The organism is Phocicoccus pinnipedialis, from assembly GCF_903994035.1.
GTDB classification, from domain to species: Bacteria; Bacillota; Bacilli; order Staphylococcales; family Salinicoccaceae; genus Phocicoccus; species Phocicoccus pinnipedialis.
The window spans coordinates 47,790-69,598 of the sequence record NZ_CAJEWB010000007.1; the positions used below are offsets into that span (position 1 = coordinate 47,790).

General features: G+C 36.2%; 25 protein-coding genes. 18 read left to right on the forward strand and 7 right to left on the reverse strand.

What is annotated here, in order from left to right; all coding sequences use genetic code 11:
- Positions 1–291: 291 nt before the first annotated feature.
- Both H9D55_RS03830 and H9D55_RS03835 read left to right on the forward strand, forming a co-directional pair.
- Complete coding sequence (locus H9D55_RS03830) at positions 292–2,034, forward strand: ABC transporter ATP-binding protein (protein ID WP_186077010.1); 1,743 nt, start codon at positions 292–294, stop codon at positions 2,032–2,034.
- On the forward strand, positions 2,021–3,760 hold the full coding sequence (locus tag H9D55_RS03835) for an ABC transporter ATP-binding protein (protein WP_186077012.1): 1,740 nt from the start codon (positions 2,021–2,023) through the stop codon (positions 3,758–3,760). Before H9D55_RS03830 ends, H9D55_RS03835 begins: the two co-directional genes overlap by 14 nt.
- 163 nt (positions 3,761–3,923) lie before the next feature.
- Here the strand turns inward: H9D55_RS03835 and H9D55_RS03840 are convergent, their stop codons facing one another.
- Positions 3,924–5,117, reverse strand: coding sequence for an ABC transporter permease (locus H9D55_RS03840; protein ID WP_186077014.1), 1,194 nt, complete (start codon positions 5,115–5,117; stop codon positions 3,924–3,926).
- The gene (locus H9D55_RS03845) at positions 5,117–6,010 is read right to left on the reverse strand and encodes an ABC transporter ATP-binding protein (protein ID WP_186077016.1); all 894 of its coding nucleotides are present in this window, start codon (positions 6,008–6,010) and stop codon (positions 5,117–5,119) included. The genes H9D55_RS03840 and H9D55_RS03845 overlap by 1 nt, the downstream gene beginning before the upstream one ends.
- Positions 6,011–6,095: 85 nt before the next feature.
- Here H9D55_RS03845 and H9D55_RS03850 point away from each other — a divergent pair, with 85 nt between their 5' ends.
- The 4 genes from H9D55_RS03850 (at position 6,096) to H9D55_RS03865 (ending at position 9,583) form a co-directional block, all read left to right on the forward strand.
- A complete protein-coding gene (locus H9D55_RS03850) occupies positions 6,096–6,650 on the forward strand; it encodes a VanZ family protein (protein WP_186077018.1) in 555 nt (184 codons plus the stop codon).
- Entirely contained in the window at positions 6,647–7,564 is a 918-nt protein-coding gene (locus H9D55_RS03855) for an ABC transporter substrate-binding protein (protein WP_186077020.1), read from the forward strand. The genes H9D55_RS03850 and H9D55_RS03855 overlap by 4 nt, the downstream gene beginning before the upstream one ends.
- A 67-nt stretch (positions 7,565–7,631) precedes the next feature.
- A complete protein-coding gene (locus H9D55_RS03860) occupies positions 7,632–8,492 on the forward strand; it encodes a M23 family metallopeptidase (protein ID WP_186077022.1) in 861 nt (286 codons plus the stop codon).
- A 23-nt stretch (positions 8,493–8,515) separates the two neighbouring features.
- A complete protein-coding gene (locus H9D55_RS03865; protein ID WP_186077024.1) occupies positions 8,516–9,583 on the forward strand; it encodes a CapA family protein in 1,068 nt (355 codons plus the stop codon).
- Here the strand turns inward: H9D55_RS03865 and H9D55_RS03870 are convergent, their stop codons facing one another.
- Positions 9,584–9,763 (reverse strand): hypothetical protein, encoded by a 180-nt coding sequence (locus H9D55_RS03870; RefSeq protein WP_186077026.1) that lies wholly within the window; start codon positions 9,761–9,763, stop codon positions 9,584–9,586. It abuts the gene before it with no gap.
- Positions 9,764–9,820: 57 nt separating this feature from the next.
- Between H9D55_RS03870 and H9D55_RS03875 the strand changes: the two genes are divergently transcribed.
- The 4 genes from H9D55_RS03875 to H9D55_RS03890 are packed head-to-tail and all read left to right on the forward strand — an operon-like array spanning position 9,821 to position 11,850.
- Positions 9,821–10,165 carry a TIGR04104 family putative zinc finger protein gene (locus H9D55_RS03875; RefSeq protein WP_235963103.1) on the forward strand — a complete coding sequence of 115 codons (345 nt, stop codon included), beginning with the start codon at positions 9,821–9,823 and terminating at the stop codon, positions 10,163–10,165.
- Between the two features lie 10 nt (positions 10,166–10,175).
- The gene (locus tag H9D55_RS03880; protein ID WP_186077028.1) at positions 10,176–11,279 is read left to right on the forward strand and encodes an iron-containing alcohol dehydrogenase; all 1,104 of its coding nucleotides are present in this window, start codon (positions 10,176–10,178) and stop codon (positions 11,277–11,279) included.
- Positions 11,280–11,282: 3 nt separating this feature from the next.
- A complete protein-coding gene (locus tag H9D55_RS03885; protein WP_186077030.1) occupies positions 11,283–11,690 on the forward strand; it encodes a (deoxy)nucleoside triphosphate pyrophosphohydrolase in 408 nt (135 codons plus the stop codon).
- Positions 11,677–11,850 carry a hypothetical protein gene (locus H9D55_RS03890; RefSeq protein ID WP_186077032.1) on the forward strand — a complete coding sequence of 58 codons (174 nt, stop codon included), beginning with the start codon at positions 11,677–11,679 and terminating at the stop codon, positions 11,848–11,850. The genes H9D55_RS03885 and H9D55_RS03890 overlap by 14 nt, the downstream gene beginning before the upstream one ends.
- A 182-nt stretch (positions 11,851–12,032) precedes the next feature.
- Here H9D55_RS03890 and H9D55_RS03895 read toward each other — a convergent pair whose 3' ends face one another.
- Positions 12,033–12,992, reverse strand: a complete 960-nt coding sequence (locus tag H9D55_RS03895) for a metal ABC transporter solute-binding protein, Zn/Mn family (RefSeq protein WP_186077034.1) — start codon at positions 12,990–12,992, stop codon at positions 12,033–12,035.
- A gap of 209 nt (positions 12,993–13,201) precedes the next feature.
- Between H9D55_RS03895 and rpmG the strand changes: the two genes are divergently transcribed.
- Positions 13,202–13,351, forward strand: coding sequence for a 50S ribosomal protein L33 (gene rpmG / locus H9D55_RS03900; RefSeq protein ID WP_186077036.1), 150 nt, complete (start codon positions 13,202–13,204; stop codon positions 13,349–13,351).
- A gap of 117 nt (positions 13,352–13,468) precedes the next feature.
- Positions 13,469–14,347 (forward strand): bifunctional 5,10-methylenetetrahydrofolate dehydrogenase/5,10-methenyltetrahydrofolate cyclohydrolase, encoded by an 879-nt coding sequence (locus H9D55_RS03905; RefSeq protein ID WP_186077038.1) that lies wholly within the window; start codon positions 13,469–13,471, stop codon positions 14,345–14,347.
- On the opposite strand, the gene H9D55_RS03910 is transcribed toward H9D55_RS03905, so the two are convergent.
- The gene (locus H9D55_RS03910) at positions 14,348–14,725 is read right to left on the reverse strand and encodes a YolD-like family protein (protein WP_186077040.1); all 378 of its coding nucleotides are present in this window, start codon (positions 14,723–14,725) and stop codon (positions 14,348–14,350) included.
- A gap of 100 nt (positions 14,726–14,825) precedes the next feature.
- On the opposite strand from H9D55_RS03910, the gene H9D55_RS03915 reads away from it, so the two are divergent.
- On the forward strand, positions 14,826–15,110 hold the full coding sequence (locus tag H9D55_RS03915) for an alpha-amylase (RefSeq protein ID WP_186077042.1): 285 nt from the start codon (positions 14,826–14,828) through the stop codon (positions 15,108–15,110).
- A 42-nt stretch (positions 15,111–15,152) separates the two neighbouring features.
- Here the strand turns inward: H9D55_RS03915 and H9D55_RS03920 are convergent, their stop codons facing one another.
- Together H9D55_RS03920 and H9D55_RS03925 are read right to left on the reverse strand one after the other, a co-directional pair.
- Complete coding sequence (locus H9D55_RS03920) at positions 15,153–16,085, reverse strand: manganese-dependent inorganic pyrophosphatase (RefSeq protein ID WP_186077044.1); 933 nt, start codon at positions 16,083–16,085, stop codon at positions 15,153–15,155.
- Positions 16,086–16,131: 46 nt separating this feature from the next.
- Positions 16,132–17,316: an MFS transporter gene (locus H9D55_RS03925; protein ID WP_186077046.1), complete on the reverse strand. Its 1,185-nt coding sequence runs from the start codon at positions 17,314–17,316 to the stop codon at positions 16,132–16,134.
- A 75-nt stretch (positions 17,317–17,391) separates the two neighbouring features.
- Between H9D55_RS03925 and H9D55_RS03930 the strand changes: the two genes are divergently transcribed.
- Genes H9D55_RS03930 through purB form a run of 5 tightly spaced genes read left to right on the forward strand, consistent with a single transcriptional unit; the run spans position 17,392 to position 21,796 of the window.
- The gene (locus tag H9D55_RS03930; protein ID WP_186077048.1) at positions 17,392–18,837 is read left to right on the forward strand and encodes a nicotinate phosphoribosyltransferase; all 1,446 of its coding nucleotides are present in this window, start codon (positions 17,392–17,394) and stop codon (positions 18,835–18,837) included.
- A complete protein-coding gene (nadE, locus tag H9D55_RS03935; protein WP_186077049.1) occupies positions 18,837–19,670 on the forward strand; it encodes an ammonia-dependent NAD(+) synthetase in 834 nt (277 codons plus the stop codon). Before H9D55_RS03930 ends, nadE begins: the two co-directional genes overlap by 1 nt.
- Before the next feature lie 4 nt (positions 19,671–19,674).
- On the forward strand, positions 19,675–20,295 hold the full coding sequence (locus tag H9D55_RS03940; RefSeq protein WP_186077051.1) for a DUF2179 domain-containing protein: 621 nt from the start codon (positions 19,675–19,677) through the stop codon (positions 20,293–20,295).
- The gene (locus tag H9D55_RS03945) at positions 20,285–20,482 is read left to right on the forward strand and encodes an NETI motif-containing protein (RefSeq protein WP_186077053.1); all 198 of its coding nucleotides are present in this window, start codon (positions 20,285–20,287) and stop codon (positions 20,480–20,482) included. The genes H9D55_RS03940 and H9D55_RS03945 overlap by 11 nt, the downstream gene beginning before the upstream one ends.
- Before the next feature lie 18 nt (positions 20,483–20,500).
- Positions 20,501–21,796, forward strand: coding sequence for an adenylosuccinate lyase (gene purB / locus H9D55_RS03950; RefSeq protein ID WP_186077055.1), 1,296 nt, complete (start codon positions 20,501–20,503; stop codon positions 21,794–21,796).
- Positions 21,797–21,809: the final 13 nt, after the last annotated feature.

A 21,809-nucleotide genomic window follows, 5' to 3' on the forward strand; every position in this document is an offset into this window, starting at 1 on the left:
ATTAACAAATATTTTGAACATTATTAAAAATTGTTGCATTGTTTCAGAATTCGAAATATAATTGAGGCAACTATTGAAGAAATGGAGGAAAGTAACATGAACAACAGACTTGATTTAAACATATTTAAAAACTTAAGCCATTCCTCCGTATTAGATGTAAAATAGGATAGTTATATTTAAGAGCACTTAGAATGGAGGATAACTCTAATTCTATGTGTATTTTTTTATGCGCACTGGGATCAGTGCGCATTTTTTGTACAAATTAGGACATGGAAGATGAAAGGAACGCATATGATAAACTTTTTAAAGCAGCTCAAGTGGTTCTTTGCCACACATAAGAAAACATATATTTTACTTTTAATTACAGTAATTTTATTAAATATTATGGATGTCTTTCCACCGTACATAATTGGTAAGTCAATCGACTTTATTACAGAGGGGTCGATGACACAAGAGTTATTAATGAACATTGTATTGATATTCTCAATCATTATAGTGATGAGTTATGTACTGAGTTTTTGCTACTCATATCTCATTTGGGGCGGTGCATACAAGGTTGAGACAATCGTGAGACATCGTCTTATGAGAAAGTTTCTTGCGATGAGTCCTTCTTTCTTTGAAAAGAATAAAACAGGAGATCTCATGGCGAAGGTCACGAACGATTTAAAGAGTGTCGCAAATGGCGTAGGTATCGGAATTTTTACACTATTAGACTCAAGCGCATACATGCTGACGATACTCATTACGATGATGGTTACTGTTTCTTGGAAGCTTACATTATTAGCAATCATTCCTTTGCCGATACTCATTTTTGTAGAAGTGTTCATTGGTAAAAAAATTCATCTGGCACATGAGAGGGCACAGAAAGCATTTGGTGATATGAACAACTCAGTGTTAGAGGTTGTTGAAGGTGTGAGATTAACGCGCAGTTATTTACAAGAAAAAGAAGAATACGCGAGATTCTACGATATGACAGAAAGCTATCTACAAAAATTTATGAAAGTAGTTAAACTTGACAGTTTATTCAATCCACTCACAACAATTGTTGTGTCTATAACATTTATACTCTCTTTTGGTTTTGGAGCTTGCTTCATTAACCAAGGAGATATAACTTTAGGTGAGTTCATTACATTCAATATTTACTTGAATATGATGATTTGGCCGATGTTTGCGACAGGTATCACAATTGACCTAATGCAGCGTGGGAATGCTTCCTACACTAGAATTAACCATGTATTTAATGCGGAAGACGACGTTATTTTTGGGATGAATCGTGACCACAAGACGGATATTGGATTTGAATCTTATAGATTTACGTATCCAAGTAGTAATCACGTTAATTTAAAAGATATTACAATAGATTTAAAGAGTGGACACACACTTGGTATTGTAGGACGTACCGGCTCTGGCAAGACAACACTTATCAAGCAATTACTTATGTATTATCCATATGGTGAAGGGAAACTCATCATTGATGGCATACCGATTTCTGACATCAGTCGTGCGGACTTTAGAGAAAAAATCGGTTATGTATCACAAGAAAATATACTGTTCTCAAAAACAGTAAGAGAAAATATATTATTCGGTAAAAAAAATGCGTCAGATGAAGCGCTTATAGAGGCAATTAAAATGAGTGCACTTGACCAAGACATCGAAAATATGCCGAACGGGCTCGATACTCTTGTTGGTGAGAAGGGGATTGCCCTTTCGGGTGGACAAAAGCAACGTGTATCGATCGCGAGAAGCTTTATTAAAAATCCGGATATTCTCATTTTAGATGATGCATTATCTGCAGTAGACGCGATGACAGAGTCGCGCATTATTGAAAATATTAAAGCAACACGTCAGGGTAAGACGACAATCATCATCACTCATAGACTTTCTGCCGTGCAACATGCAGATCAAATTCTTGTTTTAGACAAGGGAGAAATTGTAGAGCGTGGTACGCACAAAGAATTATCAAATAGTGGTGGATGGTACCAGAAACAACATGAGTATTATCTATCTGGGGGTGATGACGATGAAGAATTTTAAACGATTATATAGTTACACGATAGGTGAGAGAAAAACACTAATATTCGGTATTTTCTTAAGTGCGGTTGGAGTAATACTCACTCTTCTTGGTCCGTTAATTTTGAAATTCATCATTGATAATTATATGCAAGAAGGTAATGTGGTTGCAAAAGGTATTGTAACTCTTGTACTAATTTACCTCGGAATTCAAATCGTTAACTCAGTTGTCTCATACTTCTCTCAAGTGGTCATTCAGACATCGTCGAGTCGTGTAATTCAAAAATTGAGACTAAAAGTATTTGATCACGTACAAAATTTACCTATACGATATTTCGATAACTTGCCTGCAGGGAAGGTCGTGGCGAGAATCACGAATGATACAGAAGCGATTTTAGCGCTATTCACCTCAGCAGTACCAGTCATCCTCATCAGTGGATTTACAATTGTTGGTATCATCGGAGCGAGTTTCTTTGTCAGCTTCTACGCAGGTCTCGCAATGGTTGTAATAATACCTATTATCATAATCTGGGTTTACTTATACAGAAAAGCATCGACGAAGCACAATAACATCAAACGTGAAAGAAACAGTGATATCAACGCGATGATCAACGAATCAATTAATGGTATGCAAATCATTCAAGCGTTCAACAGAGAAGACACTGTGCTCGATGATTTCAGAAAAATAAATGAAGAATTCTACGACAGCTCAATGAAGATAGCGAAAATCAACGCATTGACAAACCATAACTTAATTGAGACTTTGAGAAGTATTCTACTTATGATATTAGTGGTTGTATTTTCGAGTATTTTCTTAGATACAGGAACTGCACTGACGGTCGGCTCAATGTATTTAATAATTGACTATTCAACGAAATTTATGGATCCACTATACAATATTGTAGGGATGCTCGACATCATTGAACAAGCACGTGTATCGACGAATAAAGTGTATGAATTACTTGATAAGCAAGTTGAAGATAACCAAGACGGTGTGCTGAATACATTCGCTGGAACGATTGAATTCGATAACGTAAACTTTAGTTACGATGGTAAGACAAACGTGTTAAACAACATATCATTTAAAGTGAATCCAAACGAAACACTGGGGCTTGTGGGTCACACGGGGTCTGGAAAAAGTTCAATTATTAACCTTTTAATGAGATTCTATGATCCGACATCGGGTCGTATTTTATTCGACGATAAAAACATACTTACTCTGAATAAGCAATCCATGCGTCAACACATGTCCATCGTACTTCAAGATCCATTTATTTATTCAGGATCACTTCTGTACAATATTCGTATGAATAATATGGAAATCACTGAACATGAAGCGATAGATGCCCTCATTAAAGTTGGGGGAGCAAACATTCTTGATAAACTTGATAACGGCATTCATTCAGAACTCTCTGAGCGTGGTGCAACGTTATCATTAGGTGAAAGACAGTTGATCTCATTTGCGAGAGCACTCGCGTTCAACCCGACGGTTTTAATATTAGATGAAGCCACATCAAACATTGATAGTGAGACAGAGATGATGATTCAAAATGCAATGGCAGTTGTTGCAAAAAATCGGACGACATTTATTATTGCACACCGATTATCTACAATTCAGAAAGCAGATCATATCATCGTACTTGAAAAAGGTCGAATTATAGAAGAGGGTAATCACATCTCTCTCATGCAAGAAAATAAAAAATATGCTTCAATGTACTTAAAGCAAGTGACTAAAGAGAAGACACAGTGAATATTACCTTTCATGAGAATCTTAAAATTGGCACAAAAGACCTGATCGAACTGGCTGTTACGCAGTCTCTTGTATCATAGTTTGGTGTACTTGGATTTGGTTATTATAATTAATGAATAGCGTAAAAAAAGACAGTCATATAGATGTATGACTGTCTTTGTCTTTATTTATTAAATATTTTTTTAATTGATTTTACCATGCTACCTTCAGTGAGCAAGATGCTACGCTTATAAATATATGTTGTGAGCCAGATAATCAAAACGATTGAAATAGTCATTATGACAATGCCAATATATTGTTCAGACATCGTTGTATCTGGGTCAATCATTCTAAGTGGCATCACGTAAGGTGTAAAGAATGGGAAATAGCTCGCCGATTTTACCAGTAGTGTGCCTGGTGTCGCAATGCTGAACATTGCGATGTAGAATCCGCCAATACTTAAGAAACTCAGTGGCATAATACTTTGTTGTAAATCTTCCATTCTAGAAACAAAGCTACCAAGCATTGCAGCGAGTGATAAATACAGTAGAAGTCCAAGAAGAAGATAAATGATACAAATTATAATTATCGGAATTGTGTCACTACTAAACTTTAGGTCAAACGCCTTAACCGCTTCATTAATATTACTTGTCTTAAATGCAATATATCCGCTGATTAAAAATATTAAAATTTGCGTCAATGCACTTAAAATTATTGCAGAGACTTTCGCAACAAGGTGAGTTGTTGGAGACACGCTAGATACAATCATTTCAATAACGCGTGATGATTTTTCTTGTGCAATATCATTTGCAACTTGACCAGCGTATCCGATAATAATAAAAAACATAAGCATGAGAGTGACATACATGATCACCATGTTTGCTGGATTAATATCACCGAGTCCATCCTGAGATGCTTCTTCACTCGTAGTTTTAACAATTAAATCGGTTTTAGTGTTCAATTCTGCAATTGCTTCAGGAGTGATATTATTTTCCTGCATCACTAACGTCTGATGAAGTTGATCAAGGGTGTTTTGAATCGCGTTTTTATCGTCACTAGACAATTCAGCCTCTGTGTTGACTTCAGAGTGTAGTGTGTGTTGATCCCGCTCAATGATTAGTGTATTGGATGAATCTTCTGTTATTTTGATTGTCTCTGAGTTATTAGGTAATAAGGTTTCGAAACCTACCTTTAATTTCGGTTCAGCTTGAACCGTAATCGTATTAATTTCTTCGGATTTATTAAACATATCAATAATGATATTAAAGTTAAATCCTAAAAAGATAAGTGCGACTGAGATTAAGGTAGTGAAAATATATGCTTTTGCTTTTACTTTCTGCATGTATGCGCTTACTAAAATCATTAAAAATTTATTCATTAATTTTTACCAACTTTCTCTATGAATATTTCGTTAAGTGTAGGATCTTCCACGCTAATTTTTTTGAAATATCCGAGCGAAGAGATTGTCTCGTAAATATCTTTTGCATACGATTCTTCAGCAATTTTTAAAATGACTGTTTCATTCATTTTAGTGTATTCAAGTACACCTGGTGCATTTTCTAAAAATGCGAGATCATAGTTTCCTACAATCGTCATACGCTTTTCTTTATAGGATCGTTTAATATCTGAAATTTTTCCACTCAGCACTTGTTTGCCTTTGTTTAAAATACAAATAGATTCGCATAGTTCTTCTACATGTTCCATTCTATGGGAGCTAAAGATAATTGTCGCTCCATTTTTATTCAGTTCTTTTACAGCTTCTTTAAGTAATTCTACGTTTACAGGATCGAGCCCCGAAAAAGGTTCGTCTAATATGATAAGTTTCGGATTATGGATAATTGAAGCAATCAATTGAATTTTTTGTTGATTTCCTTTAGATAAACTCCCGATCTTCTTTGAAAAGTTCTCAGAAACATCAAATCTTTTTAACCAGTATTTTAATGCGTCTTTAGAGTCTTTTTGACTCATACCTTTAAGACGACCGAGATAAGTGACTTGCTCTTCTACCGTAAGTTTTGGATGCAATCCACGGTCTTCAGGCAGATAACCAATCATATCTGTTACGTCATAGTTAATATGTTTGTCATTCCAAGTAATTGAGCCAGATGTCGGTTTAAGTAAGTTTAATATCATTCGAAAAGTTGTTGTTTTCCCAGCGCCGTTACCACCTAGAAATCCGTACATTTCACCTTGTTCAACATGTAGAGAGAGATCATCAACAGCAGTGTGCTCATTAAATCTCATCGTGAGGTTTTTAATAGAAAGTCCCATGTGTTCACTCCTTTAAGTTATTTTGAGAATATCATAATATAAAAATATATGATATAGTTTTAGAAATATAGATTGGAGAAAAAACGTGCAAATATTGTTAGAAGCATTTAAACCAATTATCCCAATATTTATCATTACCTTGATGGTATTTTTGTTTGTTTTAATGTTCATCAACTACAAAATAGGCTATAGACTCAATAATTTTAAACGCATCTTGTTGTTCGTCACGTATTTTGGTCTTATCATGACGATTGTTGGGATATTCTTAGTAACAATGATGCCAACATCAATAGAGAATAATTCCTTGAACTTAAAACCATTCTCAACCATACAAGATTTATTAAACTTTGCGACTAGAGAAGCGATATTTAACAACATTATCATGAACATTGTTTTGTTCATGCCATTTGGTTTCTTCATGTATTTGGCATTAAGGAGAGAATTACTTGTATCCTTAATTGGTATGAGTTTGTCAGTTCTAGTAGAAACTTTGCAGTTTATTTTTCCTATTGGGCGCACATCTAACATAGATGATGTTATTTTAAATGTAATCGGTACGATTATTGGTATAATCATAGGAGTAATATTTTTAAAAATAGAACAAATATATGACTTATATTTTGGTAGGAAGAGCGAATGAAAAAATTAATTATGATGAGTATGCTCACGGTAACGCTGGGACTTAGTGCATGTAGCACATATCAAGAAGTGAGTGTTAATGAAGAAGAAAATAAAAGAACAATAACAGTAGAACAGGCAGGAGAACTAGAAATACCGCTAGATGTTGAACGCGCGCTGTTATTTCGCGCAACAGATCCACTGAACGCACACTTGCTTGGTGTAGAGCCTGCGGGTATCAATGAAATTCTAATAAATAATAAATATATACAAGATAATCTGAGTGATGTGGAATTCATTAAACCAGGTGATATAGAAAAAATAGAAACGATAGATCCAGACTTAATCATCACTTATGCACCAGACGATTATTCAAAAGATTATGTGGATATCGCACCAACGATTGAAATGATTTACAACTCGAGCTTCTTAAGTCCATATAAAAAGCGCGTTTATTTGACGCACTTCTATCATCTGGGTGTTATGTTAAATAAAGAGGAAGAAGCGAAAGAGAAAATTGATGATTGGTTCATGAAAATGTCTGAGTTAAAACGTGAATTACCATTTGACGCGAAAGAATTTGACGCGGTTGTATTAACTGAGATAGATGGTGGATACCAGATTGTTCCGAAGTTTGGTAGTTTCGGTACTGAAGCAGTCTATGATGTGCTTGAGTTTAATCTAAATAAAGAAGCGAAGCGTCTCATGGAAAACAATGCGACAACGATTGATTCATTAGATTCTTTAAAAGATTTTGAAACGGACTATGTGTTTCTAAGTTCTAACAAAGATCAAACCCAGTTAAGTGAACAAGTGAAGAATGAAACAGGAATTGATGAATCACATATTATAATATTGAATCTTGATGATTATAGAACAAACGATTTAATTTCTATAGAAGGTCAAACAAAAGATATAATTGAAATAATTAAATAACTCAAAAGACTTTAAAACGTGATTTTAAAGTCTTTTTTTTGTACACTTTAGTAAATGAGGTGAAACAATGAAAGTATTACCAGAAGATTTTGCAAAGCTTTTTAATAAAAGAAATTTTAATATATTATATCTAGCATTAACAAGTGATTACAAGGCACTCATGAGTGAAGAAGAGTTCGTTACTTATGCGAATGATTTTAAGAATAATAGTGGGGATTTTGAGCTGAAATTTCATAACTCAATTCACTATAAGATAGACAGATATTGTTTTATAGATGATAAAGGCCATCATATGATTACTGCTGTGTTTAATCAAAATGGTGAAATTGGTGGCATTCAATTTGATTTACATGAACAGTTTGAAACGGATAATGACTATACTAAAAATAAATTTAAGTTTCCAATCAATGACGACTGGTTCGTATTATGGGGTGGAACGAATGCATTTTTAAACTATCATTACCCGTTTAAAAATCAACGCTACGCATATGATTTAATTCAGTCGATCTCTGGACATGCGCACAACGGTCTTGAGACGAAGATATCAAGCTATTTTACTTACGGTAAAGACGTAGTTGCACCGTTAAAAGGTGAAGTCGTAGACGTGTATTTACACCAGCCAGATAATTTTATTGGGATACCGAATATGGATCAACCGATGGGGAATGCAGTTGTCATTAAACATGAACATGATGAGTACAGCATGGTTGCACACTTACAAGCAGGCAGCATTATAGTTAGGGTAGGGGACATAGTTGAACAAGGTGACTTACTCGGACAAGCCGGGAATAGTGGTGCATCAAATGAACCTCATCTCCACTTCCAAGTTACAGATGGTAGAGATTTAATTGAATCAAAATCATTACGAATTAGATTTGAGGATTACAAAGAAGACCCCGTTCAAGCAGAAACTGTTAGGGGTGTATAACCATATTAAAATCTATTTTGTCTGTGCTTTTCGTCAGTACGATTACAGCTGCAAGCACAGGATTATCAAGCATTGGTGCAAATAACTTAATTGATTGGTCTCCGATAAAATCATTTAATTTTAGAGCGACAGGAGACATTTTAGTACACGATTATTTATATGAAGATGTGCAGCAAGAAGATGGTAGCTATGAATTTAAATCCAGAGTTGAGTCGATAGAGCCATATCTTAAAGATGCTGATTTTGTGTATATAAACCAAGAAACACCAATAGGTGGGGAAGAGCTCGGGTTAAGTGGATATCCAACGTTTAACGCACCCACTGAAGTGGCCGATCTTCTGGAATATTTACAGGCGGATGTTGTAAACCTAGCTAATAATCATATTTTGGATAGAAGTACTGAAGGTGTTTTAAAGACCATAGAACGACTACAGGAACGTGGTATTGATTATATCGGAGCAAATATCTCAGAAGGAGATAGGAATCGTCAACGTGTGTTTAACGTGAATGGTATTAAAGTTGGGATGAACGGTTATACATATGGTACGAACGGCATTGAAACGCCTCCTGGACAAGGTTATCTGGTGAATTATGATTATTTTGATTTAATTTTAGAAGATATTGAAAAGCTGAAAGAAGTTTCTGATGTACAAATTATCAGTATGCATAGAGGTGTGGAGTATGCAGATTTCCCTGAAGAAATAGACCGCAGTATGTATGAGCAGATTGCTGAAGCGGGTATTGATTTAATTATTGCATCACATCCACATACATTACAACCGGTTGATATTTACACGACATCAGATGGTAGAGAAGTGCCGATTGCCTATTCAATGTCAAATTTCTTTAGTGCACAACAAAGTTTGAATACCAAAATCGGTGGAATTTTTGAATTTGAAGTCAAAAAAATTGGCACCACATTAATGGTACCAAAAGTAAGGTTCATGCCTACTTATGTAAGGAGTAATGAGTACACAAATTTCTACCTCATGCCTTTAAAAGATGTAGATATGCCAGACGTATATAAAGACGTAGAATCACATATGAAGTCTTATACTGATAAAATAGAAGTAGTACCTTATTTAAAATAGCTACTCATCGTATTCTCTTTTGAAAATAGTTGAAAGAGAGTATAGTCCGATGAGAATAAATAGTAATATAATAACAACTTTTAATAGACCGGCAAAATGTGGCGCTAGAAAATAATATATTGCACCGAGTGCGATGATAATGAGTAGGACGTTAAATGATTTTTGTAGTTCTATTTTCATAGGATCACCTGTTTTGTCTTTTAAATATATTTTAGCATAGATTGAAAGGAAGTCATTATGACCAACACGACTCGCAATAAAAATAAGATTGGCGTGTGTCCATATTGTAAGCATGAATGGACATATAAAGAGCGTTTGCTTGGTTATGTAATTAAGCCAAGATCTAGAACGAAATGTCCAAAGTGTGGAGAATATCTAGAACCGTCAACTATGACGATGGTATACGAATATCTGGCAATCACTCTCGTGTTGATATTTGTGATATTTATAATCCCACAAGCACCGTGGCTACACTGGACGAAGGTGCTTTTGAGTGCAGCACTGTTATTACCATTAATCTTTATCTTCATACCATTCAGTGTGAGGTTCGAGAAACAAGTTTATAATGTGAAAAAGAAATGAGTGATACTTCTTGTTTAAATTATTTCATCCAGTAAATATTAAATTCGGTGAGGGTCTGATTGGTGATCTGGAGACATTATTAGAGCGTTATGAAGCTACGAATTTTGTGATTGTTGCTGGTAATTCTGCGAAGAATAATGGAATTCTCAGTGTGATTGAGTCTCAACTTGAGGGACGTGTGAGTGGAATGATTGTGGGTATTGAAGAGAATCCTACTATTGAAAATGTGGATAGCATCATTGATTTAGTAAGTGACACAAAGGCTGATGCGCTCATTGGTATTGGTGGAGGGTCCGTTATGGACGCAACTAAGGTGGCATCCATAGGTGCTGCAATGGGCTTAGATGCAAGTGACGTTTTGGTCCAGAAGAATAGAACGCGCATACCACTTATCTTAATTCCAACGACAAGTGGTTCAAGTAGTGAAGTGACGAATTCAGCTGTAATCAGTGACCATAGCTTAGGTAAAAAACTTCCTACGAATGGACCAGAACTATTTGCGGATCTCGCAATCATCGATCCTGAACTCACATACACATGTCCAAAGTCTGTCACGGCAATCTCAGGTATAGATATCATGTGTCACGCGTTTGATGCGATTGGAAACGTGAATCACAATCCTTATTCTGATGCACTTGCAATAGAGGCTTTACGTCTTGCATTCAGGCATCTTAAACCTGTGTATGATGGTGAAGAAACTAGAGAGGGGCGTCATGCTTTATCCGTCGCCACGATGCTCGTTGGTCAGGCATTCAGTCAAACGGGCACAAGTGGATCTCACGCAGTGAGTTATTATTTGACTTCTGAATTTGGTGTGCCACATGGTGAGGCTTGCGCTTTAACAGTCGATTTATGGTTTAAAATAAATAGCGAAGAAGATTCGAGACTAGAAACAATCACAACATCTCTTGGGTTTTCATCTGTCGATGAAATGCTCCATACATTTAATGAACTGAAAAAAGCGATTGGTTTAAGAACAACGCTTGGTGAACTTGGTATCGACAAGAAATATTTAGATGCAATTGCTGAGGACGCGATGTTACAAGCAAACATGAAGAATAATATTGTTCAACTTAACGAATCAGAACTGATCGAATTATTGAATAGGAAGTAACTTATGAAGAAAATTGTTGTAGTTGGTGCAGTAATCGTCAATGAAAATGGTGAGATTTTATGTGCACAGCGACCAGAGGATAAGACTTTGCCTTTGATGTGGGAATTTCCAGGTGGGAAAGTTGAGTGTGGGGAAGATCCACGTATTGCATTAAAAAGAGAATTATTGGAAGAAATGGATTGTGAGATTGAAGTTCTAGATAAAATTACTACTACTGAATACCAATATGACTTCGGGACAGTAGAGCTTACAACGTTTTATTCAAAAATTATCGATGGTAACATAAAATTATTAGAACATATTGATAAAAAATGGTTAAAAGTTCGGGAATTAGGGAATTTAGAATTTGCACCTGCAGATATACCTGCAATTGAACGCATCATGGAGGAGAAAAAATATGGAATTCATTAAAAGTGTATTCGGACTCGTATTTAAAGTATTGTTTGTGCTGTCACTAATAGGTGCAGCAGTTGGAGCAATTGTTTATTTCGTGGTTAAAAAAGATATTCGCGAAATTCAAGAATTTACAGCACGTATCCGTGAAGAAATGGAAACAGAGCAAGGAGTTTAAAATCCTTACAAACTAAAACTCGCAACATTCTAGTTAGAAGAATGTTGCGAGTTTTTAATATAAATATTTATAAGAGTACTTAGCATTGACAATTCTAAAGTATTGACTTCAAGAGTATAATATTCTAGCTTCTATATACATATCAAGAACAAGAATTAGCAATGTAGAATAAAGTATTTATATTACTTCAACACTTTACTTAAACTTTCAATGTTTTTGTTCATCATGCTCTGATAAGTTGCGTTTTTGGGGTCTTTATCTGTCATTGTTTCTAGGTTATGGAAGGGTAGGAATTCGGTACTAGTTTCTCTCCCAATCATATCTGTCACGCGTGATGAAACGTTTTGCTCGTAAAGAATGTATGGAATTTTTTCTTTTTTTATGTGCGTGACAATTTCAGTAAGTGCTTTTTGCGACGGTTCTTCATTATTTAAACCACTGATACCAATTTGCTTAAAATGGTATCTCTCAGCAAGATAGCCAATAGATTCGTGTGAGATGTACACTGTTTTACCCTCAGCATTATTTGTTGCTGTCTTTAATTCGGCATCCATCTGCATAAGGTCTTCTTTTAGGGATTCAAAGTTTTCTTCGTATAAACCTTTATATTGTGGTTGCATTTCTGATAATGTTTTTGCTATTGATTCAGCCATTTCTAATGCAAAGTTAGGGTCTAACCATACGTGAGGGTCGTGTGAGCCATGAGCATGTGCTTCGTGGTCATCTTCTTCATGCTCTATGTGGTCTTTTTCAGCTTCACCTTCGTGTTCATGATTTTCTTCAATCATTTTATCTTCAGAGGAAAAAGTGGCAAGTGATTTTGTATGTGAACCGATCGTGTTGTTAATTTTTTTAGCGAGGGGGTCAAGTTCTTCATTTGTAAAGATGAATAAATCTCCCTCAGCATAGCTTAGTATATCTTTTTGTGACGGTTCGTATGAGTGAATGTTCACATTTTTAGGGTAAACAGATTTTACTTCTACTGTATCTCCGCCGATTTCTTTCGTTATGCTATAGAGTGGAAACACTGTAGTGTATATATGTAACGTGTCTTCATCTGATTTTGAGTTGTCTTTATCCACAGATCCACATGCTGCGAGAATTAAAGTAAAAGATAAAAGTAAAAATGTTTTAAATTTCATAAGTTGTCCTCCTTGTACTTACGGTTTTAAATTATATCGTAATGATTACGATTAAGCAATTATTTTTTATAAAAACTTGAAAAAATTAGTAAAAACCTGTATTATAGACAAAGTGATTTAATGTGCCTATGGCACACAGTTCATCCTTTGATGATCAACTGGCCAGTTGAAAAGCATAATCACGAGACATGTTATTAGGAGGGAAAACCATGCGCGTAAACGTTATTTTAGAGTGCACTGAAACAGGTGACCGTAACTACATTACTACAAAGAACAAACGTAATAATCCTGAGCGTATCGAATTTAAAAAATACAGCCCAAGATTAAACAAAGTTACTTTACACCGTGAAACTAAATAATTAAAAGTTTTCATGTACCATATCATATTTGATATGGTATTTTTTTATTTTTGGATAAGTAAGCAATTACGCTGTGATATACTTGAATCAAGAATATTACTTGTAGGAGTGTGTATAATGGCAGAATTACTAGATGGAAAAAAAGTAGCTGCGCATCTTTCGGAACAGATTAAAGAAGCAGTTCAAGAATCCAAAAAAATTGGTATTTCACCAAAGGTTTGTTTCGTACGCGTGGGAGATTTAGAGGACTCCATTTCATATGAGAACGCGGCTATGAAGCGTTTTGAAAAGCTCGGTATTGAAACAATGCAACTTCATTTTGGTGAAGATATCTCTGAAAATGAGTTCTTGGATAAGTTTAAAGAAGTGAACTGGGACGTTTCTGTGCATGGTATTCTTCTACTTCAGCCACTTCCGAAACATATTGATATCACAAAAGCATCACGCGTGATGCGTTCACATAAAGACATCGATGGGTTAACAGTTATGAATTTAGGTAAGGTGCTCACGAATGCAACAGATCGTTTAGAGCCTTGTACGCCGGCGGCTGTTATGGAAATGCTTGATTATTACGGTGTTGATCTTGAAGGGAAAAACGTTACAGTAGTCGGTGCAAGTGCTGTAGTAGGTAAACCACTTTCACTGCTTATGTTGAACAAGAATGCGACTGTTACAACTTGTAACTTGCATACGAAAGATCTCGTAGAACGCTGTAAAAATGCTGATGTTATTGTGAGTTGTGCAGGAGCAATTAACTTAATTCAAGAGGAGCACGTTAAACCAGGTGCGATTGTTGTTGACGTTGGTATTAATTTCAACGATGAAGGTAAGCTTGTAGGGGACGTTGACTTTGAGAACGTGGTAAAGAAAGCAGGCATGATTACTCCAGTACCGGGTGGAATTGGAGCAATCACGACAACTGTACTTGCTCAGCACTTAATGAAAGCTGTTGAGTACCAAAAAGAAGCTGTATTATTTGTACCCGATAAACATTAATTATAATAAAGAAATTTCTAATATATCTATAAATGGGATAAAAAAAGAGTCTAATGAATCTATATATCGGCCAATGAGCACTTCGCTCCATTGGTCGATTTTTATTATCTCTACGTCGACTGAGTAGCGAAAACCATCATAGTAATACTCGATTTTGACGGGGAGCTTGTGATGTAGTGCGTAGCTCATCTTGCGACTCATTAAATCGACACGGTCGTCGGTTAAAATTGGGCGTTTAATTTTATCTTGCGAATGTATAATATTTTGCACGCTCTCAAATTGTTCAGGCATTGTAGCGAAAGGAGCCCACTTAATCATCCCTCTTCCCATGGGGATATTTGAATTGAGTTCTTCTTTTTTCATTTGTCTATAATCCATAATATCCCCGCTTTCTTAACTCTAATTATACGAACATATGTTCTATTTTTCAATATGTAGAATTTAAAAAATGTGTTATATTAATGATGGAGGAACGAATATGAATAAGTGGATATATATGAGTGTTTTAATCGTGATTATAATTGGATTATTATTTTTACCGATTGTAGATGAAACGAGTAGTGGTACGAGAGTTGTTGTCGACCATTCAACCAGTGAGATTATTCACCCAGATTGCTTTGAACAGGCAGAAAAGACGAATTGGATTGACGAAGTATCCTATAAACTCGCAAAAGATAAATACAATTATAAAGTGACAAATACCTGCTCACAAGAACTGTTAAGCAATAAAAAAACGAGTATCATCAAAAGGGTACTTAAATAAAAAAGCATGCGATCTGATTTTTCAAATCGTATGCTTTATTTTTTATTCGTATAGTGAAGCGAAAGCTTTTTCAATATTTGGTACAACTTGTTTTTTACGTGATACAACGCCTTCTAGTAAAGCCATGTTATCTTCTAAGGATACGTCGAAAGCTTTTTCGATTACGCCATGATGTTCTCCGAGTGCAAGTACTTTAGAATCTGATTCTAAAATGTTTGTTACTACAAGAGTAAATAGGTCATATTCATTCGCATCGATTTCTTTATTGATTGCTTCGATTAGTTCGTCTTTTCTTTCAAACAGTTCATCAACGTCTACAACGTTTACTTGTGCGATACGTACACTACGGTTGTCCATTTCAAACGTTTTAGCATCTCCGTTAATAAGTGCTTCTGCAGTTTTATCTTTGGTAGATGCACCTGCTTTTAGCATTTCTAGCCCGTATACTTCGAGATTAACATCAGCAATTTCACTTAATAAATATAGTGTTTTTTCATCTTGCTCTGTAGTTGTAGGGGATTTTAATAATAAAGTATCTGAAATTATTGCTGACATCATTAAGCCAGCACATTCCCTTGAAACTTCAATATTATTTTCACTAAAAATTTTATAAAGAACAGTTGCTGTACATCCAACAGGTTCAGCTCTAAAGTAGAGTGGTACGTTGGTTTCAAAGTTTGCAACTCTATGGTGATCGATAACTGCTAAAATTGTAGCACTTTCAATACCAGGCGCAGATTGTTGAAACTCGTTATGGTCAACGAGCATCACTGTATCTTCTTCGATGACAGAATCTAATAATTCAGGAGCATCGATATTAAAGTAGTTTAAAGCGTAGGCCGTCTCCGGATTGATTTCTCCTAAACGATACGCTGTTGCATCATTTCCGAGTTTAGATTCAAGTTCAGCAAGGACAATTGCTGATGTGATTGAATCAGTATCTGGGTTTTGATGCCCAAAAATTTTGATTGACATAAAAAACTCTCCTCAAAAAGTGTTAGTAGATATAGTTTAACATGTTTTACTGCGTCATTCTATTTCTTCTTTTAGACATATAAACGAGGTTTAAGACCAAAATAATCGTCATGATAAAAACAAAGAATGTGAAGTAAAAGGCACCATCAGTGACTGAAATTACAAAACCACCAATGATTGGTCCAACGATACTTCCGATAGAGAACATAATATTAGCCATCACGTTCCCAGCAGGCAAGTTTTCTCTTGGAGTAACGTCAGCCATGTATCCGAGTCCAAGCGAGAATACAGATCCTGTTGCCATACCGGAAACTGTAAAGAGTAATATCAATCCGATAAATGATTGATTAAAGACCTCCATCAATGTAAAGGAGATGATACCAAATACTAGCAAGCCGGTTAGTAATTTATCTCGACCAATTCGATCACCAAGTGCACCAATCGGTAATTGTAATAAGATTCCCCCAAGGTTAAACATAGGCAAAATCCATGTGACCGCTGAAATTTCTAGTCCGTTTCTTAAAGCGAATACTGGAAAGTTCGAGTTAATAGATGCTTCGAAAAAGCCATACAACATGGGGAACATAAATGTTGCCCATGAGGTGATGAACACTGCTTTAAAGTTTTTTAGAGTAGTAAAAAACGTCATCGGAGCGTCTGTTGGATCTGGCTTCGCATCTTTAGCATCCTTGATCAAGAGAATTAACGGCCAAGCCAACATCGTAAGTACACCTGATACGACGAAAGGTAAAGGCTCCCAGATAACGACAAGCTCACTCACCTTGGGTCCAACCATAAAGCCGAATGAGAAGAAGAGACCATAAACCGCAATAACACGACCAATCTTTTCAATAGGAGTGGTTTGTGTCAGCCATGTTTGAGTAGAGATATGAAGCACGTTATCTGCAATACCAATAATAAGTCGTAAAATGAACCAGATTAATACAGTATCTAGAATTGGAAACGTCAAAATTGCCAAGCTTACTGTAATGCCACCCACAATGATTAAAAAACGATATCCATATTTACGCATCGGGCCTTCAATAATTAATGATGATAAAAACACGCCGATATATAGGCCAGTCGTATGTAAACCGCTGAGTGACGCACTGATCCCACGGTCTTCAAAAATGAATGAAATCAATGGTAACAGTAGACCTTGTGAAAACCCACTAATGCAAACAATAATCGATAAAATAATGAATCTTGCTTTGAAACTCCCTAATTGCATTTATTTGTCCCTCCAAATCATATATAATTTTAGGTAATAAGATATGTACGAAAACACATTAAATAGGGGTGCCATATGAAAAAGTTTGAAGACAACAGTTTTATGTTACACACAGATTTATATCAAATCAATATGATTAAAACATATTATATGAAAAATATGCATAACACACGTGCAGTGTTTGAAGCGTACTTCAGAAATATGCCATTTACGAACGGCTACGCAATTTTTGCTGGACTCGAACGTATTATCGATTATGTAAAAGATTTACGATTCACAGAATCAGATCTTGAGTATTTAAAAACATTAGGATATGAAGAAGCGTTTCTTTCTTATCTAAAAGGCTTTAAATTCACAGGAACGATTCGTGCGATGCACGAAGGCGAAGTGGTATTTAACAACGAACCGCTCGTTCAAGTAGATACAACATTAGCAGAAGCACAATTAATGGAAACAGCAATACTTAATATTATTAACTATCAAACTCTAATAGCAACAAAAGCGAGTAGACTTAGAGAACTTGTACCAAATGACCAGCTCATGGAATTCGGTACAAGACGTGCACATGAATTTGATGCGGCCATTTGGGGTGCGCGTGCTGCTATCATCGGTGGATTCGATGGAACATCAAATGTTCGCGCTGCGAAAAAATTCGGAATAACACCTTCAGGAACACATGCACATGCGATGGTACAAGCGTTTGGCGATGATTACAGAGCGTTTAAAGCATACGCTGAAACACATAAAGAATGTGTGTTTTTAGTCGATACGTTTGATACCATCAAATCGGGTATTCCTAACGCAATTAAAGTGGCAGACGAAATGGGAGATAAAATCAACTTTATCGGTATTCGTTTAGACTCAGGAGATATTGCGTATCTATCGAAAGTTGCGCGTAAGATGTTAGACGAAGCAGGATATCCTAATGCTAAAGTTATTGTATCGAATGATTTAGATGAAATGACAATCCTATCTCTAAAATCACAAGGTGCAAAAGTCGATGGTTGGGGTATAGGTACAAAGTTAATTACTGCATATGATCAACCCGCTCTTGGTGCTGTATATAAACTCTCTGCAATAGAAGTGGATGGTGAGCTTGTAGATCGTATGAAAATTTCAGGTAACGTAGAGAAACTGACAACACCAGGTAAAAAAGAAGTATACAGAATCATTAACAACGAAACTGGTAAATCTGAAGGGGACTATATTACACGATTTGGTGAAGAAATCGATACGTCTAAAGAACTCTTTATGTTTGATCCAGTGCACACAGTTAAGAGAAAGTACGTTAAAAATTTTACACCAGTGAAAAAGTTAAATGATATTTTTGTTGATGGTGAACTCGTTTACAGAAAGCGTACAATTGCAGAAATAAAACAAGTGAGAATCGACCGTTTAGAAGAGCTTTGGGAAGAAAACAGACGTTTAGTCAAACCACAAATTTATCCTGTCGACTTATCACTTAAGCTATGGACAGACCGTCAGAAACTTATCGAGGATCTCTCAGAAAGGGAAATCTAATGAAACTAGAGCAACAACATATCATTGAATCACTGCACGTAAAGAGCCACTTTGAGCCCGCAGTCGATACCCGCGAAATTATAGACTTTATAAAATCATATACAAGAGCATTCTCATTTATCAAAACACTTGTACTCGGTATTAGTGGTGGACAAGATTCCACACTTCTAGGGAAGTTAGCGCAAATGGCGGTTGATGAGTTAAATAGTGAAGAAAACGCATCTTATGAATTTATTGGTGTCTTATTACCCTATGGCGAACAACTCGACCGAAAAGATGTATTGGATGCAGTAGAGTTCATCAAGCCGAGTCGCACAGTGGAAGTCAACGTTAAAAAAGCTGTAGATGCAAGTGTTCAAGGACTGTATGAAGCAGGAGTACCAATCAATGATTTCGTAAAAGGAAATGAGAAAGCACGTGAACGTATGAAAGTTCAGTATTCAATCGCTGCTCATACAAGTGGGATTGTACTAGGATCAGATCACGCTGCTGAATCGCTCACTGGATTTTTCACAAAGTTCGGAGATGGTGCAGCCGATATCACGCCGCTCACTGGGCTGAACAAACGTCAAGGCAGACAGATTCTAGAATATTTAGAAGCGCCTGAGCATTTATATTTAAAAGTGCCAACTGCAGATCTCGAATCCGATAAGCCATTGCAATCAGACGAAGACGCACTCAATGTGTCGTATGAAGCGATTGATGATTTTCTAGAAGGAAAAGAAGTTTCTAAAAATGAATATGACACGATAGTCAATCATTACAAGCGTTCTGCACATAAGCGTGTGTTACCATACAATAGATATTTATTACCAAAAGAATTGGAGGACTGAGTAAATGCTACAAGCAATCTCAGAAAACCAGTGGCTCATGCTACTTACGATATTTGTTATTAATATCGCGTATGTATCGTTCCTTACGATGCGTACAATTTCAACATTAAAAGGATATCGCTACGTTGCAGCATCATTGAGTGTATGTGAGACATTCATCTATATTATGGGTCTAGGACTCGTACTGGATAACTTAGATAAGCCACAAAATATTGCTGCATATGCATTTGGATTTGGTATCGGTATCTTACTCGGAATTAAGATCGAGGAGAAACTTGCCCTCGGTTATCTAGTTGTAAATGTTATTACAGCTGAAAAGGATAAAGACATGCCAATGATGTTACGTGATCTTGGTTATGGCGTGACGCACGGTCAACAATATGGACGAGATGGTGAGCGTACAACAATGCAAATATTAACGCCACGTCGTTATGAGAAAAAACTCATCGCAACAATCAAAGAACTCGATCCAAAAGCATTTATTATTAGTTACGAACCACGTACGATTCATGGAGGATTCTGGACGAGAGGCGTACGAAGCCGAAAAGTTGAACAGTATGACGTGGATCATGTTGAAGAAGTGTTAGATGAAATTTCAGCTGAAGGTACCTCAAATGTCAAATAAAAAAGCGAAGAAAAAGAAGTTTAGAGTTGAAGAAGGTCAAACGATAAGCGATGTGTTAGAGACAATGAGAGTAGAGGGCTATACGCCAGTCGCAAGATTTGAGAAGCCTGTCTTTATTGAACGTAGCAAAAAGATTGAAGTGAGCCATCAAGAAATTATTTTTGAAGGCAAATTAATAGAAGAATAAAATTAGGAGTGTATCAGAATGATTTCTCGTTATACAAGAGAAGAAATGGCACAAATTTGGACAGAAGAAAACAGGTTTAAAGCGTGGTTAGAAGTTGAGATTTTAGCAGCTGAAGCTTGGGCAGAACTTGGAGAAATCCCGATGGATGAAGTTAAAAATATTCGTCCAAATGCGCGCATTGATGTGGAACGCATTAAGGAGATCGAGCAGGAGACGCGTCACGATGTTGTTGCGTTCACAAGACAGATTTCTGAAACACTTGGTGAGGAGAAGAAATGGGTACACTACGGTCTGACCTCAACAGACGTTGTAGATACTGCGCAAGGTTACTTAATTAAACAAGCGAACGATGTCATTCAAAAAGACTTAGAGCACTTTATTGAAGTTTTAAAAGAGAAAGCAATTGAACATAAACATACATTAATGATGGGGCGTACGCATGGAATTCACGCAGAGCCAACATCATTCGGTATTAAGATGGCACTTTGGTATGAAGAAATGAAGCGTAACTTAGTACGCTTTGAACAAGTAAGACAAGAAGTTGAAGTTGGCAAGATGAGTGGTGCTGTTGGTACCTTCTCAAACATTCCACCAGAAGTAGAAGAGTATGTATGTAAAAACTTAGGTCTCGATTATGCGAGAGTTTCTACTCAAACATTGCAACGTGACCGTCATGCTCACTATATCGCGGTTCTAGCATTAATTGCTACTTCGATAGAGAAGTTTGCAGTTGAAGTGAGGCACTTGCAACGAACAGAGGTGCGTGAAGTTGAGGAAGCATTCAGAAAAGGACAAAAAGGATCTAGTGCAATGCCACACAAGAGAAATCCAATTGGTTCTGAAAACGTGTCAGGAATCGCTCGTGTAATTCGCGGATACATCACGACTGCCTACGAAAACGTGACACTTTGGCATGAGCGTGACATCTCGCACTCGAGTGCTGAGAGAATCATGCTACCAGATGTGACGATTGCATTAGATTACATGTTAAATCGTTTCTCAAACTTAATTAATAACTTAGTAGTATTTGAAGAAAATATGAAGAAAAACATCGACCGTTCATTTGGTTTAGTAAACTCACAACGCGTGATGCTTGCATTAATAAATAAAGGATGGTCAAGAGAAGAGGCATACGATACGGTTCAACCAAATGCAATGGAAGCTTGGGAAGACCAAAAGCCTTTAAAAGACCTTATTAAAAAAGAAGGAAAAATCGCTGGAGTACTTACTGATGAAGAGATAGAGGCAACATTTGACGACACCTATCATTTGCAGCGTGTAGATGCAATCTTCAAACGTACTGGACTTGAATAATATATTATCAACC

Excerpts from the sequence above, each read along its gene's own strand:
- nadE (WP_186077049.1), top strand. The coding sequence starts at position 18,837 with ATGAAACTAGAGCAACAACATATCATTGAATCACTGCACGTAAAGAGC.
- H9D55_RS03855 (WP_186077020.1), top strand. The coding sequence starts at position 6,647 with ATGAAAAAATTAATTATGATGAGTATGCTCACGGTAACGCTGGGACTT.
- H9D55_RS03895 (WP_186077034.1), bottom strand. The coding sequence starts at position 12,992 with ATGAAATTTAAAACATTTTTACTTTTATCTTTTACTTTAATTCTCGCA.
- H9D55_RS03890 (WP_186077032.1), top strand. The coding sequence starts at position 11,677 with ATGGAATTCATTAAAAGTGTATTCGGACTCGTATTTAAAGTATTGTTT.
- H9D55_RS03835 (WP_186077012.1), top strand. The coding sequence starts at position 2,021 with ATGAAGAATTTTAAACGATTATATAGTTACACGATAGGTGAGAGAAAA.
- H9D55_RS03910 (WP_186077040.1), bottom strand. The coding sequence starts at position 14,725 with ATGGATTATAGACAAATGAAAAAAGAAGAACTCAATTCAAATATCCCC.
- H9D55_RS03860 (WP_186077022.1), top strand. The coding sequence starts at position 7,632 with ATGAAAGTATTACCAGAAGATTTTGCAAAGCTTTTTAATAAAAGAAAT.
- H9D55_RS03915 (WP_186077042.1), top strand. The coding sequence starts at position 14,826 with ATGAATAAGTGGATATATATGAGTGTTTTAATCGTGATTATAATTGGA.
- rpmG (WP_186077036.1), top strand. The coding sequence starts at position 13,202 with ATGCGCGTAAACGTTATTTTAGAGTGCACTGAAACAGGTGACCGTAAC.
- H9D55_RS03945 (WP_186077053.1), top strand. The coding sequence starts at position 20,285 with ATGTCAAATAAAAAAGCGAAGAAAAAGAAGTTTAGAGTTGAAGAAGGT.
- H9D55_RS03920 (WP_186077044.1), bottom strand. The coding sequence starts at position 16,085 with ATGTCAATCAAAATTTTTGGGCATCAAAACCCAGATACTGATTCAATC.
- H9D55_RS03925 (WP_186077046.1), bottom strand. The coding sequence starts at position 17,316 with ATGCAATTAGGGAGTTTCAAAGCAAGATTCATTATTTTATCGATTATT.
- H9D55_RS03940 (WP_186077051.1), top strand. The coding sequence starts at position 19,675 with ATGCTACAAGCAATCTCAGAAAACCAGTGGCTCATGCTACTTACGATA.
- H9D55_RS03905 (WP_186077038.1), top strand. The coding sequence starts at position 13,469 with ATGGCAGAATTACTAGATGGAAAAAAAGTAGCTGCGCATCTTTCGGAA.
- H9D55_RS03840 (WP_186077014.1), bottom strand. The coding sequence starts at position 5,117 with ATGAATAAATTTTTAATGATTTTAGTAAGCGCATACATGCAGAAAGTA.
- H9D55_RS03845 (WP_186077016.1), bottom strand. The coding sequence starts at position 6,010 with ATGGGACTTTCTATTAAAAACCTCACGATGAGATTTAATGAGCACACT.
- H9D55_RS03875 (WP_235963103.1), top strand. The coding sequence starts at position 9,821 with ATGACCAACACGACTCGCAATAAAAATAAGATTGGCGTGTGTCCATAT.
- purB (WP_186077055.1), top strand. The coding sequence starts at position 20,501 with ATGATTTCTCGTTATACAAGAGAAGAAATGGCACAAATTTGGACAGAA.
- H9D55_RS03930 (WP_186077048.1), top strand. The coding sequence starts at position 17,392 with ATGAAAAAGTTTGAAGACAACAGTTTTATGTTACACACAGATTTATAT.
- H9D55_RS03830 (WP_186077010.1), top strand. The coding sequence starts at position 292 with ATGATAAACTTTTTAAAGCAGCTCAAGTGGTTCTTTGCCACACATAAG.
- H9D55_RS03885 (WP_186077030.1), top strand. The coding sequence starts at position 11,283 with ATGAAGAAAATTGTTGTAGTTGGTGCAGTAATCGTCAATGAAAATGGT.
- H9D55_RS03870 (WP_186077026.1), bottom strand. The coding sequence starts at position 9,763 with ATGAAAATAGAACTACAAAAATCATTTAACGTCCTACTCATTATCATC.